The following is a 19,226-nucleotide window of genomic DNA, read 5'->3' on the forward strand; positions in this document are numbered from 1 at the left end:
AGTTATTTTGATCAGTGAATAGTGCTCTATTTCTCAATGTTGAGGAAATAGAGCACGATATATCATATTAACTTTTCGGTGATTGCGAAGCAAATGTAGCAATGTAGCCTGTATCAGAATACATGTCTTTTTCTAAAATAATAAATTGATCTTTACTGTCTTCATCGAGCACTAACTCAGTGGCAGAAAGAATAATGTCACTACTGTCTAGTCTTCCAATAACAAAAACAGTGTAAGTATTGTTAAGTAAATCTACAGAGCTTGGTGATGCAAATGCAACAGTTAGTTGTTGCTCTGCTGTATCTACAGTTTCATCACTGCGTACAAAATAAACTTTAATACTTGAAAAATCATCAATGATTTCATCTTGGTCAATTAAATTAATCACGTTAATTTGATGGTTATAAATGCTTTCGCTTTGATTGTTTTCTACGATAAGCGAATTAACAGTTATTTCTATTTCATCAATATATCCATCACCATCTTCATCTATATCGCCATCGCCATCCTCATCCACAGCTTCCTCTAGTAAATAGAAAAATACAGTTTTATCGGTATTGTCGTGTAAGGCTAATAAATGGTTACTTAGTATGGGGCTTTGATCTATTGGTGTTACTAAGCTCATACTAAAATCACCTGAGTTAGTAATAATGGACTGACTAAAGTTTCTAAACCCTAACTGGCTAATTTCAGGGGTATCATCAATGCCATTTATATGGAAATCAAAACTATGCTCATACTCAGGAAGTAATTCGTGTTCAATAATACCATTGTAAATTTGATATCGTGCCTCTGAGTTTGCTGCAGGGTATTCAGTAACGGAAGACGTTGAAATCTTATCGAGAATAAATGGTGATACGCCAACACCGTGGTTCTCACGAATTACCATGATATATTCAGAAGAGTATGGAAAAGCGATATCATTAGATTGATACAATACTTCATCGCTACCTGCTAAATTGAGATAAAAAATATAATCGTCTTGAGCTAGTTTTTGATTATCAGCCATTTGTGTGTAGCTTGTTGTATTAAGTAACTTAGCCTCGTTAAAAGTTTCATGTGCCTCTGAATAGTAGATATCAACACCTCCAGAGACGTTATGCATATTTAACACTCTAATATTAAAAACTTCATCATCGTTATCATCATCAAGCTCTTCTTCATCTCTGACGGGAATTTGATAACTTAATACCACAGGAGCTTTAATATCTTCTGTAATAACCATGAACTCAACTACATCTTTATCAACTTTTGATTGTCCCGCATAAACAACTTCTAAATCATATTGGTTGTTATATTCATTTTGCCAAGCGAGCTCAATATCATACGTATCTGTTTCGTACGTTAATCGAGAGCTGACTTCTGTGTATTCAATTGCAGAGTGAATTTTTTCATCAAAATCATCATCATCATATTTATCAACAGTTAGATGTATACCAGGTGCATTTGCCGATAAGTTATATAATTGAATGTAACCTGTTCCGTTATCATCACTGCTTCCACATCCAAAAAGTGCGAATGGAATGATTAGCAATAACAGTAATGCTGGTATTGATCTTTTACTTTGTTCTTGTTGATTATGTTTGTACATTTAAGTTCCTATAACAGAGTCACGCCATGAAAAAGAGAAATTTTGGTCGCAAAAATCCCTCAACGTTTTGTTGATTTAATAAATTTTCGATAGCTTTTTTATATTGATTAAAAAGGTTGGCTCATTGAGCGGGCGTGATATTAACGCATGCTAAGAGCATAAAAAACCGGAGGTTACAATTCTTAACGTAAGCATACAAATAAGAGCAAATACTTATTCAAACGTAGATTTTTTAGGTGTTATAGGGAGGTTAGGTGGTTTTTTATAAGGATAAAAAAAGAGTGATAACAACAAGGTGTTATCACTCTCTCTAAAATGATATTCATTGACTACAATGAATGGATTAGGCGTTAACCTTAAGCGCGTGCTTCTTTAGCATCTAAAGTACAAGCTTTTTCTTCAACGATTAAACCAGCTTCAACAGCGTCGATTGCACGTTGGTCATGCTTGTTAGCAGGACAACCACAAGTATGATCACTTACATTGTGTAAACGAGCTTGCTCTAAGTGCCATTGTGCTACTTTAATATGTTGATCAACATTCATTTCTACTTCTCCAGGACGATTATATTTAAGGTAAATCTATCAAAATTACTTTAAAAATTGATAAGGGCGTGATTGTATTGAAAATCGCGCCTATGTCTAGAATTATTTAAGAATAATTTACACTATTGTTTTATATGAAATATTGCCTAGTTCTCAATGAATACAGTGCTATTAATTAAGCGCCAATAATGTTTAGGCCACACACGCGAATGGTTTGCCCTGTTACCGATATATTTTCCTCACTACCTAAGAATGCAATAGCCTCCGCTACGTCTTCAGGCAATCCTCCTTGTCCTAAAGCATTCATTCTTCTCCCCATTTCTCGTGTGAAAAAAGGAATGCTGTCAGTCATGTTGGTTTCAATAAATCCCGGAGCTACTGCATTTATATTAATGTTATGTTCTACTAATTTATCTGACATACTCTCTACATAGCCTATAATACCTGCCTTAGAACAAGCGTAATTAGTTTGACCTCCTTGCCCTGCAATACCATTCATAGAAGATAAACACACGATTCGGGCACCTTTATTAATCGCGTTATTAGCAATTAAAGCGTTATTGATTGCCATGACCGACAGTAAATTGATCGCTATAGTTTGTTGCCAAAAGTGCTCAGGCATTTTGGCTAGAGTTTTATCGCGAGTAATTCCTGCGTTATGAACCATTAAATCAATGCCATTATATCTACTGGCTATAGCAACTAATTCTTCACCTGCTGTTTTTGCTGACACATCAAGTATTACAGGCTCACCTTTATATTTCTTCATAGTACTCATAAGTTGAGTTCTCATTGGCTCGATATCAACACCAACAATGAAGTAGCCTTTTTCAGCTAGTGTTTTAGCAATAGCGGCACCTATACCTTGTGCTGCACCGGTAATTACAGCGACACGTTGTTTTTGAGTTGCTGATATTGCCAAGGTAGGTTGTTTGTTTAATGTGATTACTTGACCACTAACAAAGGCAGAGGGAGCAGAAGTAAAAAACTGTAGAGGATTGGCAAGTAAAGCGGCATTTATATCAGGATTTTCACTATCATCACTAGCGATTAACAAGACATTTGCTGTACTTCCTTTTCTACCAACTTCCTTAGCTAAACTTTTTGCAAACCCTATTATGGCTTGAGTGAACGTATTTTTAGCAACACTTTGTGATGGGCTCGTTGTATTACTTATGAAGACAATTCTGGCGTTACTGGCTAAGTGTTTTAAGGTGTTTTGAACCTTTGTAAATAAATTTTGATAACTCGTTTCATCGCTATATTGAGTAGCATCAACAACAAGGACTTCAAATCTGACCCCATTACTCTTATCAGAACTGGTCGCTATATTGTTGGTTAACGGAGTAACGGCTTGTTTAATGACTTCATTGACGGAAGTATTAATACTTAGCAGTAATATGTTTTTGCTTAAGGACTGAGTATCGTTAAAACGTTTCAACGTTTTCGGCTCAGCAAAGCCAAGTAGAGAAAATAGCTTATTAGTTACATTCATAATTATTATGTTTTCAAAAATTTGGTTGAGTCTATCAAAGTCGGTGATTTTGTTCTTATATTTTATAGGGAAGGGTAATCTTTACAGTAACTCCTTTAGGAGAGTCATTGTTATAAGCGATGATCTGCCCATGGTGAAATTGGCAAATTAATCTTGCGATGTATAAGCCTAGCCCTAGATGAGGTTGCTCTTGCTTCTGGTCTTTTTTGCTATAAGTACTGCGAAATGACACCATAGAATCAAATAAGCTTTCTGTTAATTGCTCTGGTAATAATGAACCATTGTTGCGCACATAAATCTCAGCATTATTATTCTGTTGCTTTAATTTAAGCGAGATTATTTTATCTTGACTAAATTCAACCGCATTATTAACCACTTTATCAAGTAGCTGTACTATATGCTCTGGTGAGCCGTTAAAGGCAAACTGCTTGATGTTTGTTAAGAAAGCAAACTCGTATTCAGGATAAACTTGTTGGTAGCCTGCAATACAACCTGAAATGACAGTCGTAAGGTCAAAATCAACTTTATCTGTCGTTGTAAGCATCTGCTCTAACCGAGTCGCTTCACTCATATTAGTCAGAATTAAGTTTAAAGTATTAATACCTGTTTGTGCTCGCTCAATGTAAGCATTACTCTCAGCTTTTTCATGAGTAAATGAATGATTGGAGCTTAATTTGTTCTGCTCTTGTAAGGCAAGGTTTTCTAATGATGTTTTTACTACTGCTATTGGTGTTCTAAGCTCATGGGATAAGCGTGATGACATGCTTTCAAGATAGTGATTGTATTCACTCAAACGATTTACGGCAGTGGTAAAGCTCCGTGATAAGTCACCAATTTCATCATTACTTGTAGAAGCTGACATTTGACCGATAATTCGACCTTGTTTATCAATTGCCCCTTCTGCTTGTGTGGATAAATTTCTTATACGAGACGAAATTCGAGTAGCAAAAATTATGAATGTGAGTGCGCCTATCAACATGATAGTCAATATAACCGTAAATAGTTTTTCTAAGGCCTGATTTCTTAACGTTCTGATGCCATTGGTTGTTTCTTCAACAATAACAGCACCTTGAACCTTGTTATTAATAAAAACTGGGTAAGCTGCTGATAGTACTAAAGCCTGCTTGTCTGTGGTTAATCGCCATTGAGACATGGCATCACCGTTTAGTGCGCTCACAATATGCTCACCGTTTAAGTGTCGAGCATCATAAATAGCATCAATAAAATCAGTAGGGGGTTTGGTGAGTATTTTATAGTAAATAGGTAGTAAAACATTTTGCTTAAATTGATACCATAAACTGCTTTTTTCTTGCTCTGTAATGGCTTGCTCTTGTTTTTTCCAGACACCGCTTGCTGACTTTAATGAGCCAGCGCTGGCTAAAACTCTATGATGTTGGTCGACTACCCAGATACTCGAGTTGGTATATCGCATGCCTTTTACAATACGTTCAATCTCTGGAGATGGAACTAAAATAGTACCTAAACTTTCTAATTTACTAGGATCAGCAGAGCCTAGAGCCGAAATAACATTTCCATCGGGCTTATCAATATCATAAAAAGCAAAGGCAATTTTATCTCCTAAGTTTTTTAAAGGTACACGTAGCTCGACGTTATAGCCTTGAGGCGTGAGCAACCAGCTCCCTTGAATGTGAGGTGCAGGTTTGGGTGTTTCATCAATATCATCAGTTAGGCTAAAAGCAGAGATCCAGCCTGGTTGTTTATTACTGATAATAAAACGGTTCAACTGATTATTCTGATCACTAAAAGATAAGGCTAAATAATCATTGTTAATAATGCTCCGGCTATTTTCACCGCGAAAAATCAATTGATTATCGACTACTTGGAAAAATAAATATAAGTATTTGTCATATTTACCAACGCTAGCCTTAAAGTTTAATGTTAAAGGTTGGTGTGAAAATAACTGTTGTTGGTGATCATAAAAGTGAGCTCTACTGGAAAAGTTAGGCCAATCATGATGCAAGCCATCGAGTTGGATTGCCTCCGTTAGTTGATAGCCATATAAGTCCTTACCTTGCTCTACGCTGGGTAAAAAACTCGCTTGATTATTAAATAATTTTTCTCGTTCATGCAAAGCTGTGGCTAATGCGCGCGCCGTACCAACCAAGGTTTGCTCTTGTCCAAATCGTAGGTATTTCTCCATCTCCCAAACATATTGATAACCAAACCAAGGTATAACAAAAAGGAAACTAGAGAGTAACAACAGTTTTGCTCGTAGACCAAAGCGCCATTTAAACCCTTTGCTTGCGCTCTTTTTACTCATGCTTATCTGAATCATCCATGCTACTTAACCACCGATATCCCATGCCATAAACAGTCTCTATACAATCGAAGGTATTATCACTTTTGATGAACTTTTTACGAATACGTTTTATATGAGAAGTAATGGTACTGTCATCGACAAAAATTTTTGAGTCAGTCATTAACTGTGTTCTATTTTTTACATGACCGGGATGTTTTGCCAATGCGTGTACTAACCAAAATTCAGTGATGGTTAAATCAATAGCATTATGATGCCATGTGATGGTCATACGTTGGCTATCAACGGTAAGTGGTCCTGTTTGGGTAATATGCTCTTCATTAACGGGTTGTTTAAAAGCTTCTTGTCGGCGAAACAGTGCTGATATACGTGCGGTTAAATGAGGTAAACTAATATCTTTAGTCAGATAATCATCCGCACCAATTCGTAAGCCTGAGACAGTATCAAAATCATTATCTCGTGCGGTTAAAAAGATGATAGGCAAACTGACTGATTTTGCTCGTAATTGCTGGCATAACACAAAGCCACCATCGTACTCTTCATTTAATCCAATATCTAAAATCACTAAATTAGGTAAGCGTAAATTAAAAGCTTGCGTGGCTGTGTCTTTATTAGCGTATGTCTGTACCTGATAGCCTTGGCTACGCAATACATCTGCATAGTTTTCTCGGATAGCAGCTTCATCTTCTACAATAGCAATTCGTTTAGTCATCTAATTATGTTCTTCTTTAATCTGCATTTTGAATCTGAGTTCACATCGAGTCTTGACTATATCTAAATTTCTTAGAAAACGCGCCTACTATTTGAAATTGCCATTTTGTTGCCACTATTGCTCATCAACTTGCCTTAATTCGTACAGATTGAAGCCTTTTTATTGCGGTTTAATAGCTCTTGTCAACGAGAACGGTTTCAAACAAACATTTATTTATGAATTTATAAAAGAGGAAATATTATGAAAACAACTAAAATAATCGCAGAATACAAAGCACCTAAGAAATTACTTATCCCTACATTAGTGATGTCGGCTATTGCAAGTACATCGGTATCAGCCTATGAAAATGATAGCTATGAAGTACTTACACCTGCAGAAAAGCATCAGGCACAAACTAAAAGTGAAAATATTGGTTTTGGTACAGGGGCAATCATTGGCGGAATTGCAGCTGGACCTTTAGGAGCTATCGTGGCCGGGTTAGGCGGTGTTTTTATCGCTAAGTACATTAATGTAAACGATGAAAATGAAGCCTTAAATGCTTCACTAACTAAGAGTCAGCAAGTTTTACAACTACGAGAAGAAGAGGCGCAACATGCTTATCAAACTAAGCTTGAGCATATTGAAGAAAGTTATCAGCAGCAGCTTGTGGCCATAGAAAATCAACAGCAGCAAACGGGACAACTACAGGCTGATAATTTATTAATGAGTTTGCAGTTTTCAACGGGCTCAAGTGATATTGCTCCACATTATCAAGAGCAAGTCTCTGCGTTGGCGCAAATATTAAACAGTAATACAGCAATGAAAATAGACTTGTCAGGTTATACCGACTTAACTGGAGAGCAATCCTTAAACCAAACCTTATCGCAAGCAAGAGTAGAGTCAGTTAAAACATTATTGATGGCACAAGGGGTAGGTGAGGAACAAATAGCGACTTTTGCATTTGGAGATGGCTCACCCGTAGTTGCCAATAATGAACGTAAAGTGAGCTTTTATGATCGCCGTGTCGTTTTGAAATTACACAAGCCTTTGCAAATTGAAAATAACCAAGTTGCCAATAATAATTAGCAAAATTAGTAGCCCCCAACTTTATTAATTTGCTAATAAGGAGGTGCCTATTAGATATTAATTATAAATTTAGTTTGAAATGATAATGATGTTATTCAAAGCCTAGGTCGTTTAACTGCATAAACTTCACCTAGGCTCTGTTTTATGCGTATAGACACTTTATATTTTAAAATAGAGTTAAATAAAACTTAAGATCGCAGGGTAGATGCTTTGAAAAGCCTTAATGTATGAGAAATGAATTTTTGGCTCTCTTCTTCAAAACTAGATATCGCAATACCCTTAGGAATAGCTTCTATAATTCTTGCTAAATCATGAGCTGTCATTTTTAAGTGACTCAGTGACATCCGATCTTGTTCGAGCTCGATCATTAAACGTTTTTCAATTAACCTAATTTCTTCAACTTCAGCTGCTTCAATAATGTCTTTGCAATACGCTTGGCCACAATGAATTAATTCTGAACGAATCAATGCACTAGATACTTCATCAAAAATACCTTCACACCTTTTTAACAGCAATGCTTCGGTCGCTTGCCAAAAATCATCTGTAGCTTGTGCATAATCAAGTACATTTTGCTTGGTTTTATCGAAGTGATTGATGACTACGCCACGAAATAATTCTTTTTTTGAACTGAATTGCTTGTGAATGGTGACTCTTGAAACTCCAGAAAGGCGGCTGATTACTGTGATGTTCGTTCCATTGTAACCTTGGTGAAAGAAGCACTCAGTAGCAGTAGTTAGGATTTTTTCAGTCGACTTCAACAAAATAGCGTTCCAGTGTGGTTATTAGGTCGCACATCATATCGTGATAAAAACTTAGGTGCAATAAAAGTTAACAGGTTTACTAATTGTGTAAACTTGTTAACCTGTGTTAATATCTTGTTCGTTTATAAACTATAGTTAATTAGTCATATTTTTGTGTTGGAGTTATCGTGATTCGTATTTTATTTATTGGCATTACCTTATTTTTAGCCTCATGCTCAGAGCATGTAGAGCAAAAATCAGCCGTTGAACCTTTAGTGGTGCAATTATCTCAGGTGCAATTAGCAGGTGGTAACCACGTTTATCAGTTTCCCGCTACGGTATCAGCCGTTAAAAATGTTGATGTGAAATTTGAAGTGTCAGGTCGTTTAGTTTTTACCGATCTTATTGCAGGCAGCATGGTAAAAAAAGGTCAAGTATTAGCTAAAATTGATGCAGCACCGTTTCAACGTAAAGTTGATGAAAGTAAAATTCGACACCAAGTGGCAGGTAGGGACTTAAAACGTATTAAAGAAATCTTTGCTCGTAATGTTGCTTCACAAAGTGACTTAGATGATGCCGAGTCTGCCTATTCCATTGCTGAAATAGCTTTAGCTAATGCTAAGCAAGATCTTAGTTATACCACCATAAGAGCACCCTTTGATGCAGTTATAGGTGAGCGATATATTGAAAATGATAGCTATATCAATGCCGGTGATACACTCGCCAACTTACAAGACAGGTCCCAGTTGTATTTTTCTTTTGATGTTTCAGAGCGTGTTATGACCGCTAATGCACATAATAGAGAAGTGACAGCTACGGCCTATATTTTAGGACAAGAAGAGAATATTTTTACCATTCATTATGTTGAACATGAAACAACACCTGATCCCATCACACAAACTTATAATGTTACCTTTGCGCTAGACGGTGAAATTACTAATGCTTTTTATCCTGGCTCAAGAGCTATGGTTAACATACAAGTTAACAAACAAGTGACGTCAGCTTTAATTATCCCTCTAAACGCTATTGTCGGTGATAAAAACGCTGGCTTTTCTGTATGGCGTTTTAACTCTGAAACGTCAGAAGTAGAAAAAGTTGGTATTAAAATAGCTAAGATAACCGCTGATTATGTCGTGATAGCCGATGGTTTGTCAGAGCAAGATAAAGTTGTTTCAGCTGCGGTGAGTCAAATGCGAGCTGGCTTGAAAGTGAAAGAATATAAGGCTGATTTTTAGTATGGATATCGCACGTTATTCTTTGACAAAGCAGGTTAATGTTTGGCTCGTAGCGCTGTGTTTTATTATTGGCGGTAGTATAGCCATGAGTAATATAGGACGTTTAGAAGATCCTGCATTTACCATCAAACAAGCGGTAATCTTGACTTATTACCCAGGCGCTAGCGCAGAAAAAGTTGAAAAAGAAGTCACCGAGCAAGTGGAAATAGCTTTGCAACAAATGTGGCAGCTTAATAAATTAGAATCGGTAAGTAAGCCCGGCTACTCGCAAGTTATTATGGAAGTTAAACCACATATCGACGGACCTCTATTACCACAAATTTGGGATGAATTACGTAAACGATTGAGTGATATACAAGGTTCATTGCCTTTAGGTGCGAGCGCTCCCATCGTTGTTGATGATTTTGGTGATGTTTATGGGTTGTATTATGGCCTGACTGCCCCTGATTTTTCTGCTTACCAAATGCGCGAATTTGCCCGCATCATCCGTCGTGAATTACTGACCGTTGATGGCGTTGCAAAAGTGACGGTCGACGGTATTTTAGAAGAGCAAATTGTTGTTGAGATTGATAGTTACCAAATAACCGGGTTAGGGGTTTCATTTCCTGATATTCAACAAGTGCTTGCGAGTAATTTAAAACCGTTTGCCGGAGGGCGCATTTTCGTTGGTGACAAGCAGATTCGAATTCCTGTTGATAGTGCTACCAATAAAATTGAAGAAATCGAAAATTTATCCATAGTCATTCCTGGTAATAACGCCTCGATAAAAATTAAAGATATCGCCAAACTCAGCTTAAAACCAGTAGACATTCCAAGTGACTTAAAGCGTTATAATGGCACCAGTGCAGTCACTATCGGTATTTCGGCACAAAATGATATTAATATAGTTACTGTTGGCAAATCCATAGAAAAAAAATTACATCAAGTTCTCGCGAAAATGCCTGCAGGTATTGAAGTCGCTTCTATTTACAATCAATCCCAAATGGTAGATGAAGCAGTAAGTGGTTTTATTTTAAACCTTGAAATGTCTATTGCGGTAGTCACCATCGCGCTTTGTATCTTTATGGGCTGGCGCTCTGGTGTGGTTGTTGGGGGCACATTGCTGGTTACTGTGCTTGGCACCATTTTAATTATGTGGCTTTATGGTCTTCAGTTACAACGAATCTCCTTAGGAGCAATGATTATTGCCATGGGGATGCTCGTTGATAATGCCATTGTTGTTGCTGAAGGTATGATGCTCAGAATGGAAAAAGGTAAATCAGCATTAGAATCGGCAAGCTTTATTGTAAAACGTACTCAGTGGCCTTTGCTTGGCGCGACAGTTATCGGAATTGCAGCATTCTCTGGTATTGGTTTATCTGATGATGCCACAGGAGAGTTTCTTTTTTCACTCTTTGCTGTGGTATTGATTTCTTTAATGCTGAGTTGGATTCTGGCGGTTTCATTAACGCCATTACTTGGAAAGTACTTCTACCAAGTGACCAAAAACACGCAGCAAGAAGAAAAGCTGTCACTATTTCACAAAGGCTATTTAGTGCTGTTAAAAAATGCGCTGCATTTTAGAGGCGTAACGATAGTATTTTTACTCGCGATCACTGTAGGTGCATATGCAAGCTTCGGCCTCATTAAACAAGGATTTTTTCCTCCTTCGAATGCCCCATTATTTTTTATGCACTACTGGAGCCCTCAGGATACTGATATTCGCGCCACAGAGAAGTATATGAAAGCGGGGGAAAAATTAATTCTAGAAACAGAAGGGGTTGAGTCACTCACTACTTTTATCGGTCAAGGGGCAGAGCGATTTACTCTGGTATTAGCTCCCGAGCTTCCGAATGAAAGTTATGGCATGTATTTAGTACGTGTAGAAGATGTTGATGATTTAGCTAAAATCTCTAAAGAAATTAGCGAAAAGCTCAAAGACATTAACCCGAATACACAATACTATGCAGAGCTTATGCAATTTGGCCCTGGAGCCGGAGCTAAGTTACAGGTAAGGTTTTCTGGGCCTGATCCTGAAGTATTAAGAGATTTATCATTACAAGCCAAAGCGGTTTACTTAAATGACGGCTTAATACGAGATGTTAGAGATAATTGGCGTGAAAAAGGCATGACGTTAACGCCTGAATATGATGACAATGCTGCCGGTGTAGCTGGCGTATCTCGTAGCGACTTTAATCAGGCTATTCAATTTTATACTAGTGGTTTACAAATAGGTCAGTTACAAGATGGCGATTATTTGTACCCCATTGTTGCTAAAAACATGACTCATGGTGATCATAAATTAGCTTCTCTAGAAAATAGCCTAGTGTGGAGTAGCAGTCAGCGAACTTACATACCTTTTAAACAAGTTAGCGCAGGACTTAGTTTTGAAAGTGAAGAGATGCTAATTAATCGCCGAGATCGTGTCAGAACCATTACCGTTAAAGCAGAGCCTGGTTATGATGAAACCGCAGGAGCAGCATTTAGCCGAGTTAAAACAAAACTTGAAGCAATTTCTTTGCCTGATGGTTATTTTTTAGAGTGGGGCGGAGAATATGAATCAGCACGCGATGCGCAAGCGGCCTTAGGACAAGGTTTACCACTTGGTTTTTTAGTGATGTTTTTAATCAGTGTAATATTGTTTGGTCGAGTGAGGCAACCGCTGATTATTTGGCTTGTCGTACCTATGGCTATTGTAGGGGTTGTGTCTGGCTTACTTTTGGCTGACATGCCATTTGGTTTTATGTCTTTGTTAGGCTTCTTAAGCTTGTTTGGTATGCTAATAAAAAATGCCATTGTTTTACTCGAAGAAATCGATTTACGAATCGAGGAAGGAAAAGATAAAGCGAAAGCTATAGTTGAGGCAAGTTTAAGTCGATTAAGACCGGTATCTCTTGCTGCAATTACGACTATTTTAGGGGTTATGCCATTAATTACCGATCCATTTTTTGCCGATATGTCGGTAACCATTATGGGAGGCTTGGCGTTTGCTACTGTGTTAACTATGATAGCAGTGCCTGTACTCTATAGTATTTTTTACCGAATTAAGGTTTCTAAGGTTTAGCTAGTATCAAGTAGCACATAATAGTTATCATATTGCTATGAATAAATATGATAACTATTGCCAAACATTAAAAAGCAACTTGCTTAAGAGCAGCTCGCCTGAAAAGGCCGAGGCAAGTCGCCGTTATTTTCCTAACGGCATCCATTGTATTGGCGCAAATGCCGCTGATATCGCCGACATCATTAAGCAATTTCAAATACAAAATACCGAGCTTTGCCCACGAGACACGCTTAATATCACGGAGCAATTATTAAAAACTGCTGAATATAGTGAAGAGGTACTGATCGCGTTTGGTTTAATCAACAAATATGTTAAAAATCATTATGATGATGATTTATTAGATCGTTTTGAGTTTTGGTTAGAGCACTATGCCAGTAATTGGTCTCATGTTGATGACTTGTGTATTAAAACTATTTATCGTTTCTTTCTTGGCCGACCACATTTAATTACTAAAGTTCAGCATTGGGCTTGTTCATCAAACCCTTGGTGCCGAAGAGCCAGTAATGTGGTTTTGGTTAAGTTTATTAAACGAAATATTGGTAAATCGACTTACTACCTAGGTGAAGATATTGTGTTTAGACAATGCGAATTATTACTTAACGATAAAGATGAATTTGTGCAAAAGAGCGTTGGATGGTTGTTAAAAGTCACTTCAATCCATCATGAAGCGAATGTTGTTCAATATATTGAAAAGCATGGCAGCATAATGCCGCGTAGTACATTGAGATATGCTATTGAGAAAATGCCAATAGATATTCGAAAATATTTGTTAGCGGCAAATAAAAAAGCCTAACTATTTAGTAGTTAGGCTTTATATCATCAGTAACACCTATGATGTTACCAACCTTCAACACCTTTCATGTCAGGTAATTGGTGGGCGATACCTTTATGGCAATCAATACAGGTTTTTTCACCTTTTGCTAACGCGCCAGAGTGTTGATTTGCCGCACGTTCACTTTGCTCTGTGAAGTCCATGTAATCAAAGTTATGACAGTTACGACATTCTAGAGAGTCATTAGCTTTAAGGCGAACCCATTCATTTTCAGCAAGTTGTCTACGATGAGCTTGGAATTTTTCTCTGGTATTGATAGTACCGAAAATTTTAGCCCAAACCTCTTTAGACGCTTGCATTTTTCTCGCTATTTTATCAGTCCATTTATGTGGAACATGACAATCAGGGCAGGTTGCACGTACACCCGAGCGGTTAGTGAAATGTATTGTTGTTTTCAATTCTTCATAAACATTATTTTCCATTTCATGACAAGAGATACAAAACTCTTCGGTATTAGTTACTTCCAGTGCGGTGTTAAAACCACCCCAGAAAATAATACCCGCAATAAAGCCACCGAGTACTAAGAATCCAAGGCTGTAAAAAGCACTGGGCTTTCTCAGGGTTTTCCAGCCAGTAATGATAGTTTTTTTCATATGGCCTCCTAGTCTTCTTGTGTTTTAGATGATTTCAGCATTAACTCATGCATATCAGTGAAAGTATTTTCAACTAAAGGTTTAGCATCCTTTTGAGTAACATGACATTGGTCACAAAAGTAACGACGTGGTGAAACCTCAGCTAAGAAATTGCCGTCACGATCCATGAAGTGAGTAACACTAATCATAGGTGCTTGTGACTCTTCAGTTAACTGCCTTGAATGACATGATAAGCACTTATTATTGTACTTGTTCACTTCATAACCACGTATAGTGTGAGGTATTACAGGCGGCTGCATTGGGTAATTTCTAGATTTTTTAATATCTTTATTAATTACCTTTGGTATACGGTTAGGGGTTTGTTGATCAACAATCGCTGTTTGATCGCGTAAAGTTGCCAGTTCGTTTTTACTTTCATCAGCACTAGACTGAAATGAAATAACAGCTGCCAAAATAGGCAGAGCTATCATAATACGCTGGCTTACAATATTTTTGATGATATGTTTCATGTCGCTCTCCTATACTTTAACAATTTTGATCGCACATTTTTTATAATCAGTTTCTTTAGATAATGGATCTGTTGCATCTAAAGTGACTTTATTAACTAAACGGCTGGCATCAAACCATGGCATGTAAACCAAGCCAATTGGTGGTTTATTTCTTCCTCGTGTTTCAACACGAGTTTGTACTTCTCCACGTCTTGAAACGAGTTTTACTAGGTCGCCTCGACGAAGATCTCTCGCTTTAGCATCATCAGGGTGCATATAAACTAGCGCATCAGGCATGGCTTGATATAGCTCAGGTACACGCTGTGTCATAGAGCCAGAATGCCAATGCTCTAAAACACGACCGGTTGATAGCCATAAGTCGTATTCTTCATCAGGCGACTCTGCTGCAGGCTCATAAGGAAGCGCGAATATAACGGCTTTACCATCAGGCTTACCATAAAAATCATAATCACTACCCGGTTTACAATAAGGATCAGAGCCCTCCTTAAAGCGCCATAAGGTTTCTTTACCATCAACCACAGGCCAACGTAAACCACGCTCTTGATGATATCTGTCATAAGGAGCTAAATCATGTGCTTTGCCACGACCAAACTTGGCGTATTCTTCAAATAAACCTTTTTGAATATAGAAACCAAAATCACGTGACTCATGATTCAATCGTTCTTCAGGTACCTCATCTAAAGAATATTTACCAACATCACCCTCTTTATAAAGGATGTCGAATAAGGTTTTCCCACGATATTGTGGACTCTTAGCAATCAATTCTTCAGGCCATGTATCTTCAACTTTGAAACGTTTTGAAAATTCAACTAGCTGCCATAAATCTGATTTTGCTCCTTTAGGTGCTTCAACCATTTGATACCAGGCTTGAGTACGTCGCTCGGCGTTACCGTAAACTCCTTCTTTTTCTACCCACATTGCGGTTGGTAAAATTAAATCGGCGGCTTGAGCAGTGACTGTTGGGTACGGGTCTGAAACCACAACAAAGTTTTTCGGGTTGCGATAACCAGGGTAAGCTTCTTCCATTATGTTGGCAGCTGCTTGCATATTGTTATTACATTGCACCCAATAAAAGTTTAATTCGCCATCTTTTAATTTACGGTTTTGCAGTACAGCATGGTAACCCGGTTTAGGTGGGATAGTTCCATCTGGTAGTTGCCAGTATTTCTCAGCAATTTTTCTGTGTTTAGGGTTAGCAACAACCATGTCAGCAGGTAAACGATGTGAAAAAGTACCTACTTCACGCGCTGTTCCACAAGCTGAAGGTTGGCCTGTTAATGAGAACGGGCTATTACCTGGCGTTGAAATTTTTCCGGTTAATAAATGAATATTATAAACCAAGTTATTTGCCCAAACTCCACGGGTATGCTGGTTAAAGCCCATGGTCCAAAATGAAGTGACTTTGGTTTTAGGATCGGCATAAAGCTCTGCTAATGCTTTAAGATTACTCTCAGGCACACCAGACAGCTTAGAAACCGACTCTACAGTGTAAGTGCTGACAAATTTTGCATACTCTTCAAAAGAAATCGCTTTTGCGCTGCCTGCTGTTTTACCGTTGTTCTTAGCTTTTTGCTCAAGCGGGTGTTCAGGACGTAGGCCATAACCAATGTCCGTTTCACCTAATTTAAAATTAGTATGCTTGGTTACAAAGTCTTTGTTAACACGTCCGGTTTGAATAATGTAATTGGCAATGTAATTTAAAATAGCTAAATCAGTTTGTGGTGTGAAAACCATGCCATTGTCTGCTAAATCAAAGCTTCTGTGCTCAAACGTTGAAAGTACCGCTACTTTAACATGCGGTGCGCTTAATCTTCTGTCAGTTAAACGAGTCCATAAAATAGGGTGCATTTCTGCCATGTTCGAACCCCATAATACAAATGCGTCTGCCGCTTCAAGATCGTCATAACACCCCATAGGCTCATCAATACCAAAAGTACGCATAAAGCCAACAACCGCTGAAGCCATACAGTGTCTAGCATTAGGGTCTATATTGTTTGAGCGGAAACCTGCCTTCATTAATTTTACGGCAGCATAACCTTCTTGTACTGTCCATTGGCCAGAGCCAAACATACCAACGCCTGTTGGACCTTTATCTTTTAAAGTCGCTTTGGCTTTTTCTTCCATAACATCAAAGGCTTGTTCCCATGATACTGGAGTAAACTCACCTTCTTTAGCGTATTTTCCATCTTTCATTCTTAGTAATGGCGTAGTTAACCTGTCTTTGCCATACATGATTTTTGAAAGGAAATAGCCTTTTACACAATTTAGGCCTTTATTCACAGGTGATTTAATATCGCCATGGGTAGCAACAATTTTGCCATCCATTACGCCAACATTAACACTACAGCCAGTACCACAGAAACGGCATGGGGCTTTATCCCATTTTAGTTTCGTTAATTCACTACTGGTAATTAAATTTGATGCCTTTACAGGCACACTTATTCCAGCAACCGATGCGGCTGCTGAAATAGCACTTGCTTTGATAAACTCTCGGCGATTGATGGTCATTTTGTCACCTTTCTATTTTGTTAGTGATAGTTATTAGTTTTTTAGTTTTATTATGATTTTCTATTCATCTTGGTATTGATGATATACAGGTAAAATATTGATCAAACCTTTATGCTCTTTTAGCTGATCTATTTTAATTCCGATTGCTTTATGGCTGTTACTTTCAACGGTAAAGATAATTTTTCCTTCAGGGTTAGAGCCATGTACCTCAGCTCCTGCTATAGATTCAATAGCACTGGTTACTTCAGGAATATTCTCTACCACCGCATGAGCAACAAAGCTGGCAACGTGATATTCGTTTTTTTTGTCTAATTCGTTATTAACTGCTTGATTAGCCGACATTTAAAGCCTCTATTTTATTTTCCGTAGCACTTGGAAATTGATTAATGAAAGTACTGTTGATGGCACTTTGTGGACAACTAGAAACGCAAGCACCACATTGAGTACAGTCCGCATGGTTAATTTCAGGTTGAGGAATATTGCTTGTTTCACCGTTAACAAAGTAAGAGAACTTAATTGCGCCGGGCTCGCATTCATCGCGACAACTTTGGCAATAAATATTGTTTTTTGCTAAACATTTATCTGAGATGTCTAAGGTTATAGGCCAGGGTAGTGGCTTGTCTAATGCTTCACTATGGTTATCTAAGTCTATAAATAATGGCTCTTGGCATGTATTTACACATTTTTGACAAAACGTACATTCACCTTTTGAAAAGTCGACGGTAGGAAAACCATTACCATCTCGGGTAATGATGTTTGTTTCACAAACAGAGATACAATCTTGGCACTGGCTACATCCTTGGACAAAACTTTGTTCGCTGATCACCCAAGGTAACCTTATCTCTCTTGTTGGTTTTATTCTTCCTCTGAGGAAACTGCGTTTTTGCAGATCAATACCATTTGACATAAATTTAGCTTAACTCTATATCATAAAGTAGGAGGGCCAAAAATTATTTGGCTGATCCAAATAGAAAATCCTAATGCGCCAACAATGGCTACAGATATTATTGGGGCTAAGAAAACGGCTAGAAAAATAAAAGTATTACGTTCATATTTCTTTTGCTGTTCAGGGGTAGGGGCGCTCTCGTTTGTAGAAACTTCTTTAATCATAATCAGGCACATTATTTTTATTAAGTTACAGCAGTATAGTAGAGGAATAATTAGTTGTCATTGTTAATGAAATATTAATTATTTATTAATTGATTTAGATCAAGGGTTTTGTGTTTAGCTAAGAAAAGTATTTCTTCGACAGTGAATTAATGTTTAGTTAGTGTGGGGAGTTGCTTATTCAGAATATGAGTAGATAAGCAAAGTAACTTTAATGAAGCCTAGGGTACTTTGCTGATTTGATGAGAATATTTATATCCAGTTACCTTATTTAGGTCACTGTAGTACTTGTTGTTCGAATTTGACTAGCGCATTCCGCTAAAACAATTGCGCCAGCTGTTGAAACATTTAATGAATTACCCATGCCGAACATAGAAATATGTATTTGTTGCTGACTTAATTTTAATGCCGCTTCGCTAACACCTTTGCGTTCATTACCTAATACTAAGGCTGATTTTTCGGGATAAATAACGTCTTTATAGTCAACTGAATCATGGCATAGTTCGACGCCAAAAACAGTGTAATCGTCTGCAAGTAGTTTTTGTAAACTTAGCGTTGTACTGTCGCTATATTCAATACAAACCCACTTTGCTTCATTTCTAGAAGCTTTTCGCATTTTTTTATCTGAAATAGTTAATTCACCACAAACAATAATTTTTTCGATAGCGAAAGCATCGGCAAGACGGATAAATGAGCCAATATTATAACTGTTAGTCACATTATCTAATACCAGCACAAGTGGGAGTTTTGGTTTTTTTAGATACTCTTCTCGTGTCGGTTTGTTTTTACGAATGTCATCTTTGCTAAGTTGTTTTTCTAAATGCATGCTTTACTCTTGTTCAAAATCAATGGGGATGAATAACACTTGTGGCTATTATAATGCTTAATGGGCATAGATTTCAGGTGAAATAATCCCTTTTTTCTTTGCTAATAGGTATAATCTGACTATTCATTTAAATAAAGAATTTTTACA

17 protein-coding genes are annotated in these 19,226 nt (G+C 37.5%); 4 read left to right on the forward strand and 13 right to left on the reverse strand.

Annotated elements, in window-relative coordinates:
• Window positions 1–67 precede the first annotated feature (67 nt).
• The 5 genes from AC27IF_RS07810 to pdsR form a co-directional block, all read right to left on the reverse strand.
• Window positions 68–1,591, reverse strand: coding sequence for a hypothetical protein (locus AC27IF_RS07810; RefSeq protein ID WP_487053439.1), 1,524 nt, complete (start codon window positions 1,589–1,591; stop codon window positions 68–70).
• Window positions 1,592–1,947: 356 nt separating this feature from the next.
• Window positions 1,948–2,136, reverse strand: a complete 189-nt coding sequence (locus AC27IF_RS07815; RefSeq protein ID WP_487053440.1) for a hypothetical protein — start codon at window positions 2,134–2,136, stop codon at window positions 1,948–1,950.
• A gap of 175 nt (window positions 2,137–2,311) precedes the next feature.
• The gene (locus AC27IF_RS07820) at window positions 2,312–3,697 is read right to left on the reverse strand and encodes a 3-oxoacyl-ACP reductase (protein WP_487053693.1); all 1,386 of its coding nucleotides are present in this window, start codon (window positions 3,695–3,697) and stop codon (window positions 2,312–2,314) included.
• Window positions 3,687–5,912 carry a proteobacterial dedicated sortase system histidine kinase gene (pdsS, locus tag AC27IF_RS07825; RefSeq protein WP_487053441.1) on the reverse strand — a complete coding sequence of 742 codons (2,226 nt, stop codon included), beginning with the start codon at window positions 5,910–5,912 and terminating at the stop codon, window positions 3,687–3,689. The genes AC27IF_RS07820 and pdsS overlap by 11 nt, the downstream gene beginning before the upstream one ends.
• The gene (pdsR, locus tag AC27IF_RS07830) at window positions 5,905–6,621 is read right to left on the reverse strand and encodes a proteobacterial dedicated sortase system response regulator (RefSeq protein WP_487053443.1); all 717 of its coding nucleotides are present in this window, start codon (window positions 6,619–6,621) and stop codon (window positions 5,905–5,907) included. Before pdsR ends, pdsS begins: the two co-directional genes overlap by 8 nt.
• 240 nt (window positions 6,622–6,861) lie before the next feature.
• On the opposite strand from pdsR, the gene pdsO reads away from it, so the two are divergent.
• On the forward strand, window positions 6,862–7,686 hold the full coding sequence (pdsO, locus tag AC27IF_RS07835; RefSeq protein WP_487053444.1) for a sortase-associated OmpA-like protein PdsO: 825 nt from the start codon (window positions 6,862–6,864) through the stop codon (window positions 7,684–7,686).
• A 188-nt stretch (window positions 7,687–7,874) separates the two neighbouring features.
• Here pdsO and AC27IF_RS07840 read toward each other — a convergent pair whose 3' ends face one another.
• Window positions 7,875–8,447 (reverse strand): TetR/AcrR family transcriptional regulator, encoded by a 573-nt coding sequence (locus tag AC27IF_RS07840; RefSeq protein WP_487053446.1) that lies wholly within the window; start codon window positions 8,445–8,447, stop codon window positions 7,875–7,877.
• A 167-nt stretch (window positions 8,448–8,614) separates the two neighbouring features.
• Between AC27IF_RS07840 and AC27IF_RS07845 the strand changes: the two genes are divergently transcribed.
• From AC27IF_RS07845 to AC27IF_RS07855, 3 genes are read left to right on the forward strand one after another with little or no spacing between them, the layout of a single operon-like run.
• Window positions 8,615–9,661 carry an efflux RND transporter periplasmic adaptor subunit gene (locus AC27IF_RS07845; protein WP_487053447.1) on the forward strand — a complete coding sequence of 349 codons (1,047 nt, stop codon included), beginning with the start codon at window positions 8,615–8,617 and terminating at the stop codon, window positions 9,659–9,661.
• Between the two features lies 1 nt (window position 9,662).
• Window positions 9,663–12,704, forward strand: coding sequence for an efflux RND transporter permease subunit (locus AC27IF_RS07850; RefSeq protein ID WP_487053449.1), 3,042 nt, complete (start codon window positions 9,663–9,665; stop codon window positions 12,702–12,704).
• Between the two features lie 37 nt (window positions 12,705–12,741).
• The gene (locus AC27IF_RS07855; RefSeq protein WP_487053450.1) at window positions 12,742–13,497 is read left to right on the forward strand and encodes a DNA alkylation repair protein; all 756 of its coding nucleotides are present in this window, start codon (window positions 12,742–12,744) and stop codon (window positions 13,495–13,497) included.
• Window positions 13,498–13,541: 44 nt separating this feature from the next.
• On the opposite strand, the gene AC27IF_RS07860 is transcribed toward AC27IF_RS07855, so the two are convergent.
• From AC27IF_RS07860 to AC27IF_RS07890, 7 genes are all read right to left on the reverse strand, one after another.
• Complete coding sequence (locus AC27IF_RS07860; protein ID WP_487053451.1) at window positions 13,542–14,129, reverse strand: cytochrome c3 family protein; 588 nt, start codon at window positions 14,127–14,129, stop codon at window positions 13,542–13,544.
• Window positions 14,130–14,137: 8 nt separating this feature from the next.
• A complete protein-coding gene (locus tag AC27IF_RS07865) occupies window positions 14,138–14,638 on the reverse strand; it encodes a nitrate reductase cytochrome c-type subunit (protein ID WP_487053452.1) in 501 nt (166 codons plus the stop codon).
• A 9-nt stretch (window positions 14,639–14,647) separates the two neighbouring features.
• On the reverse strand, window positions 14,648–17,146 hold the full coding sequence (gene napA / locus AC27IF_RS07870; RefSeq protein WP_487053453.1) for a nitrate reductase catalytic subunit NapA: 2,499 nt from the start codon (window positions 17,144–17,146) through the stop codon (window positions 14,648–14,650).
• A 60-nt stretch (window positions 17,147–17,206) separates the two neighbouring features.
• The gene (locus AC27IF_RS07875) at window positions 17,207–17,488 is read right to left on the reverse strand and encodes a chaperone NapD (RefSeq protein ID WP_487053454.1); all 282 of its coding nucleotides are present in this window, start codon (window positions 17,486–17,488) and stop codon (window positions 17,207–17,209) included.
• The gene (napF, locus tag AC27IF_RS07880) at window positions 17,478–18,053 is read right to left on the reverse strand and encodes a ferredoxin-type protein NapF (RefSeq protein ID WP_487053456.1); all 576 of its coding nucleotides are present in this window, start codon (window positions 18,051–18,053) and stop codon (window positions 17,478–17,480) included. Before napF ends, AC27IF_RS07875 begins: the two co-directional genes overlap by 11 nt.
• A 20-nt stretch (window positions 18,054–18,073) precedes the next feature.
• Complete coding sequence (napE, locus tag AC27IF_RS07885; RefSeq protein ID WP_487053458.1) at window positions 18,074–18,256, reverse strand: periplasmic nitrate reductase, NapE protein; 183 nt, start codon at window positions 18,254–18,256, stop codon at window positions 18,074–18,076.
• 268 nt (window positions 18,257–18,524) lie between these two features.
• Window positions 18,525–19,079: a TrmH family RNA methyltransferase gene (locus AC27IF_RS07890; protein WP_487053460.1), complete on the reverse strand. Its 555-nt coding sequence runs from the start codon at window positions 19,077–19,079 to the stop codon at window positions 18,525–18,527.
• Window positions 19,080–19,226 lie beyond the last annotated feature (147 nt).

The organism is Colwellia sp. KS18-150 (assembly GCF_057551365.1).

Bases quoted from the DNA above. Each gene is read 5' to 3' on its own strand.
- napE (WP_487053458.1), bottom strand. From the start codon at position 18,256: ATGATTAAAGAAGTTTCTACAAACGAGAGCGCCCCTACCCCTGAACAG.
- pdsO (WP_487053444.1), top strand. From the start codon at position 6,862: ATGAAAACAACTAAAATAATCGCAGAATACAAAGCACCTAAGAAATTA.
- AC27IF_RS07860 (WP_487053451.1), bottom strand. From the start codon at position 14,129: ATGAAAAAAACTATCATTACTGGCTGGAAAACCCTGAGAAAGCCCAGT.
- pdsR (WP_487053443.1), bottom strand. From the start codon at position 6,621: ATGACTAAACGAATTGCTATTGTAGAAGATGAAGCTGCTATCCGAGAA.
- napA (WP_487053453.1), bottom strand. From the start codon at position 17,146: ATGACCATCAATCGCCGAGAGTTTATCAAAGCAAGTGCTATTTCAGCA.
- pdsS (WP_487053441.1), bottom strand. From the start codon at position 5,912: ATGAGTAAAAAGAGCGCAAGCAAAGGGTTTAAATGGCGCTTTGGTCTA.
- AC27IF_RS07855 (WP_487053450.1), top strand. From the start codon at position 12,742: ATGAATAAATATGATAACTATTGCCAAACATTAAAAAGCAACTTGCTT.
- AC27IF_RS07865 (WP_487053452.1), bottom strand. From the start codon at position 14,638: ATGAAACATATCATCAAAAATATTGTAAGCCAGCGTATTATGATAGCT.
- AC27IF_RS07810 (WP_487053439.1), bottom strand. From the start codon at position 1,591: ATGTACAAACATAATCAACAAGAACAAAGTAAAAGATCAATACCAGCA.
- AC27IF_RS07850 (WP_487053449.1), top strand. From the start codon at position 9,663: ATGGATATCGCACGTTATTCTTTGACAAAGCAGGTTAATGTTTGGCTC.
- AC27IF_RS07815 (WP_487053440.1), bottom strand. From the start codon at position 2,136: ATGAATGTTGATCAACATATTAAAGTAGCACAATGGCACTTAGAGCAA.
- AC27IF_RS07875 (WP_487053454.1), bottom strand. From the start codon at position 17,488: ATGTCGGCTAATCAAGCAGTTAATAACGAATTAGACAAAAAAAACGAA.
- AC27IF_RS07890 (WP_487053460.1), bottom strand. From the start codon at position 19,079: ATGCATTTAGAAAAACAACTTAGCAAAGATGACATTCGTAAAAACAAA.
- napF (WP_487053456.1), bottom strand. From the start codon at position 18,053: ATGTCAAATGGTATTGATCTGCAAAAACGCAGTTTCCTCAGAGGAAGA.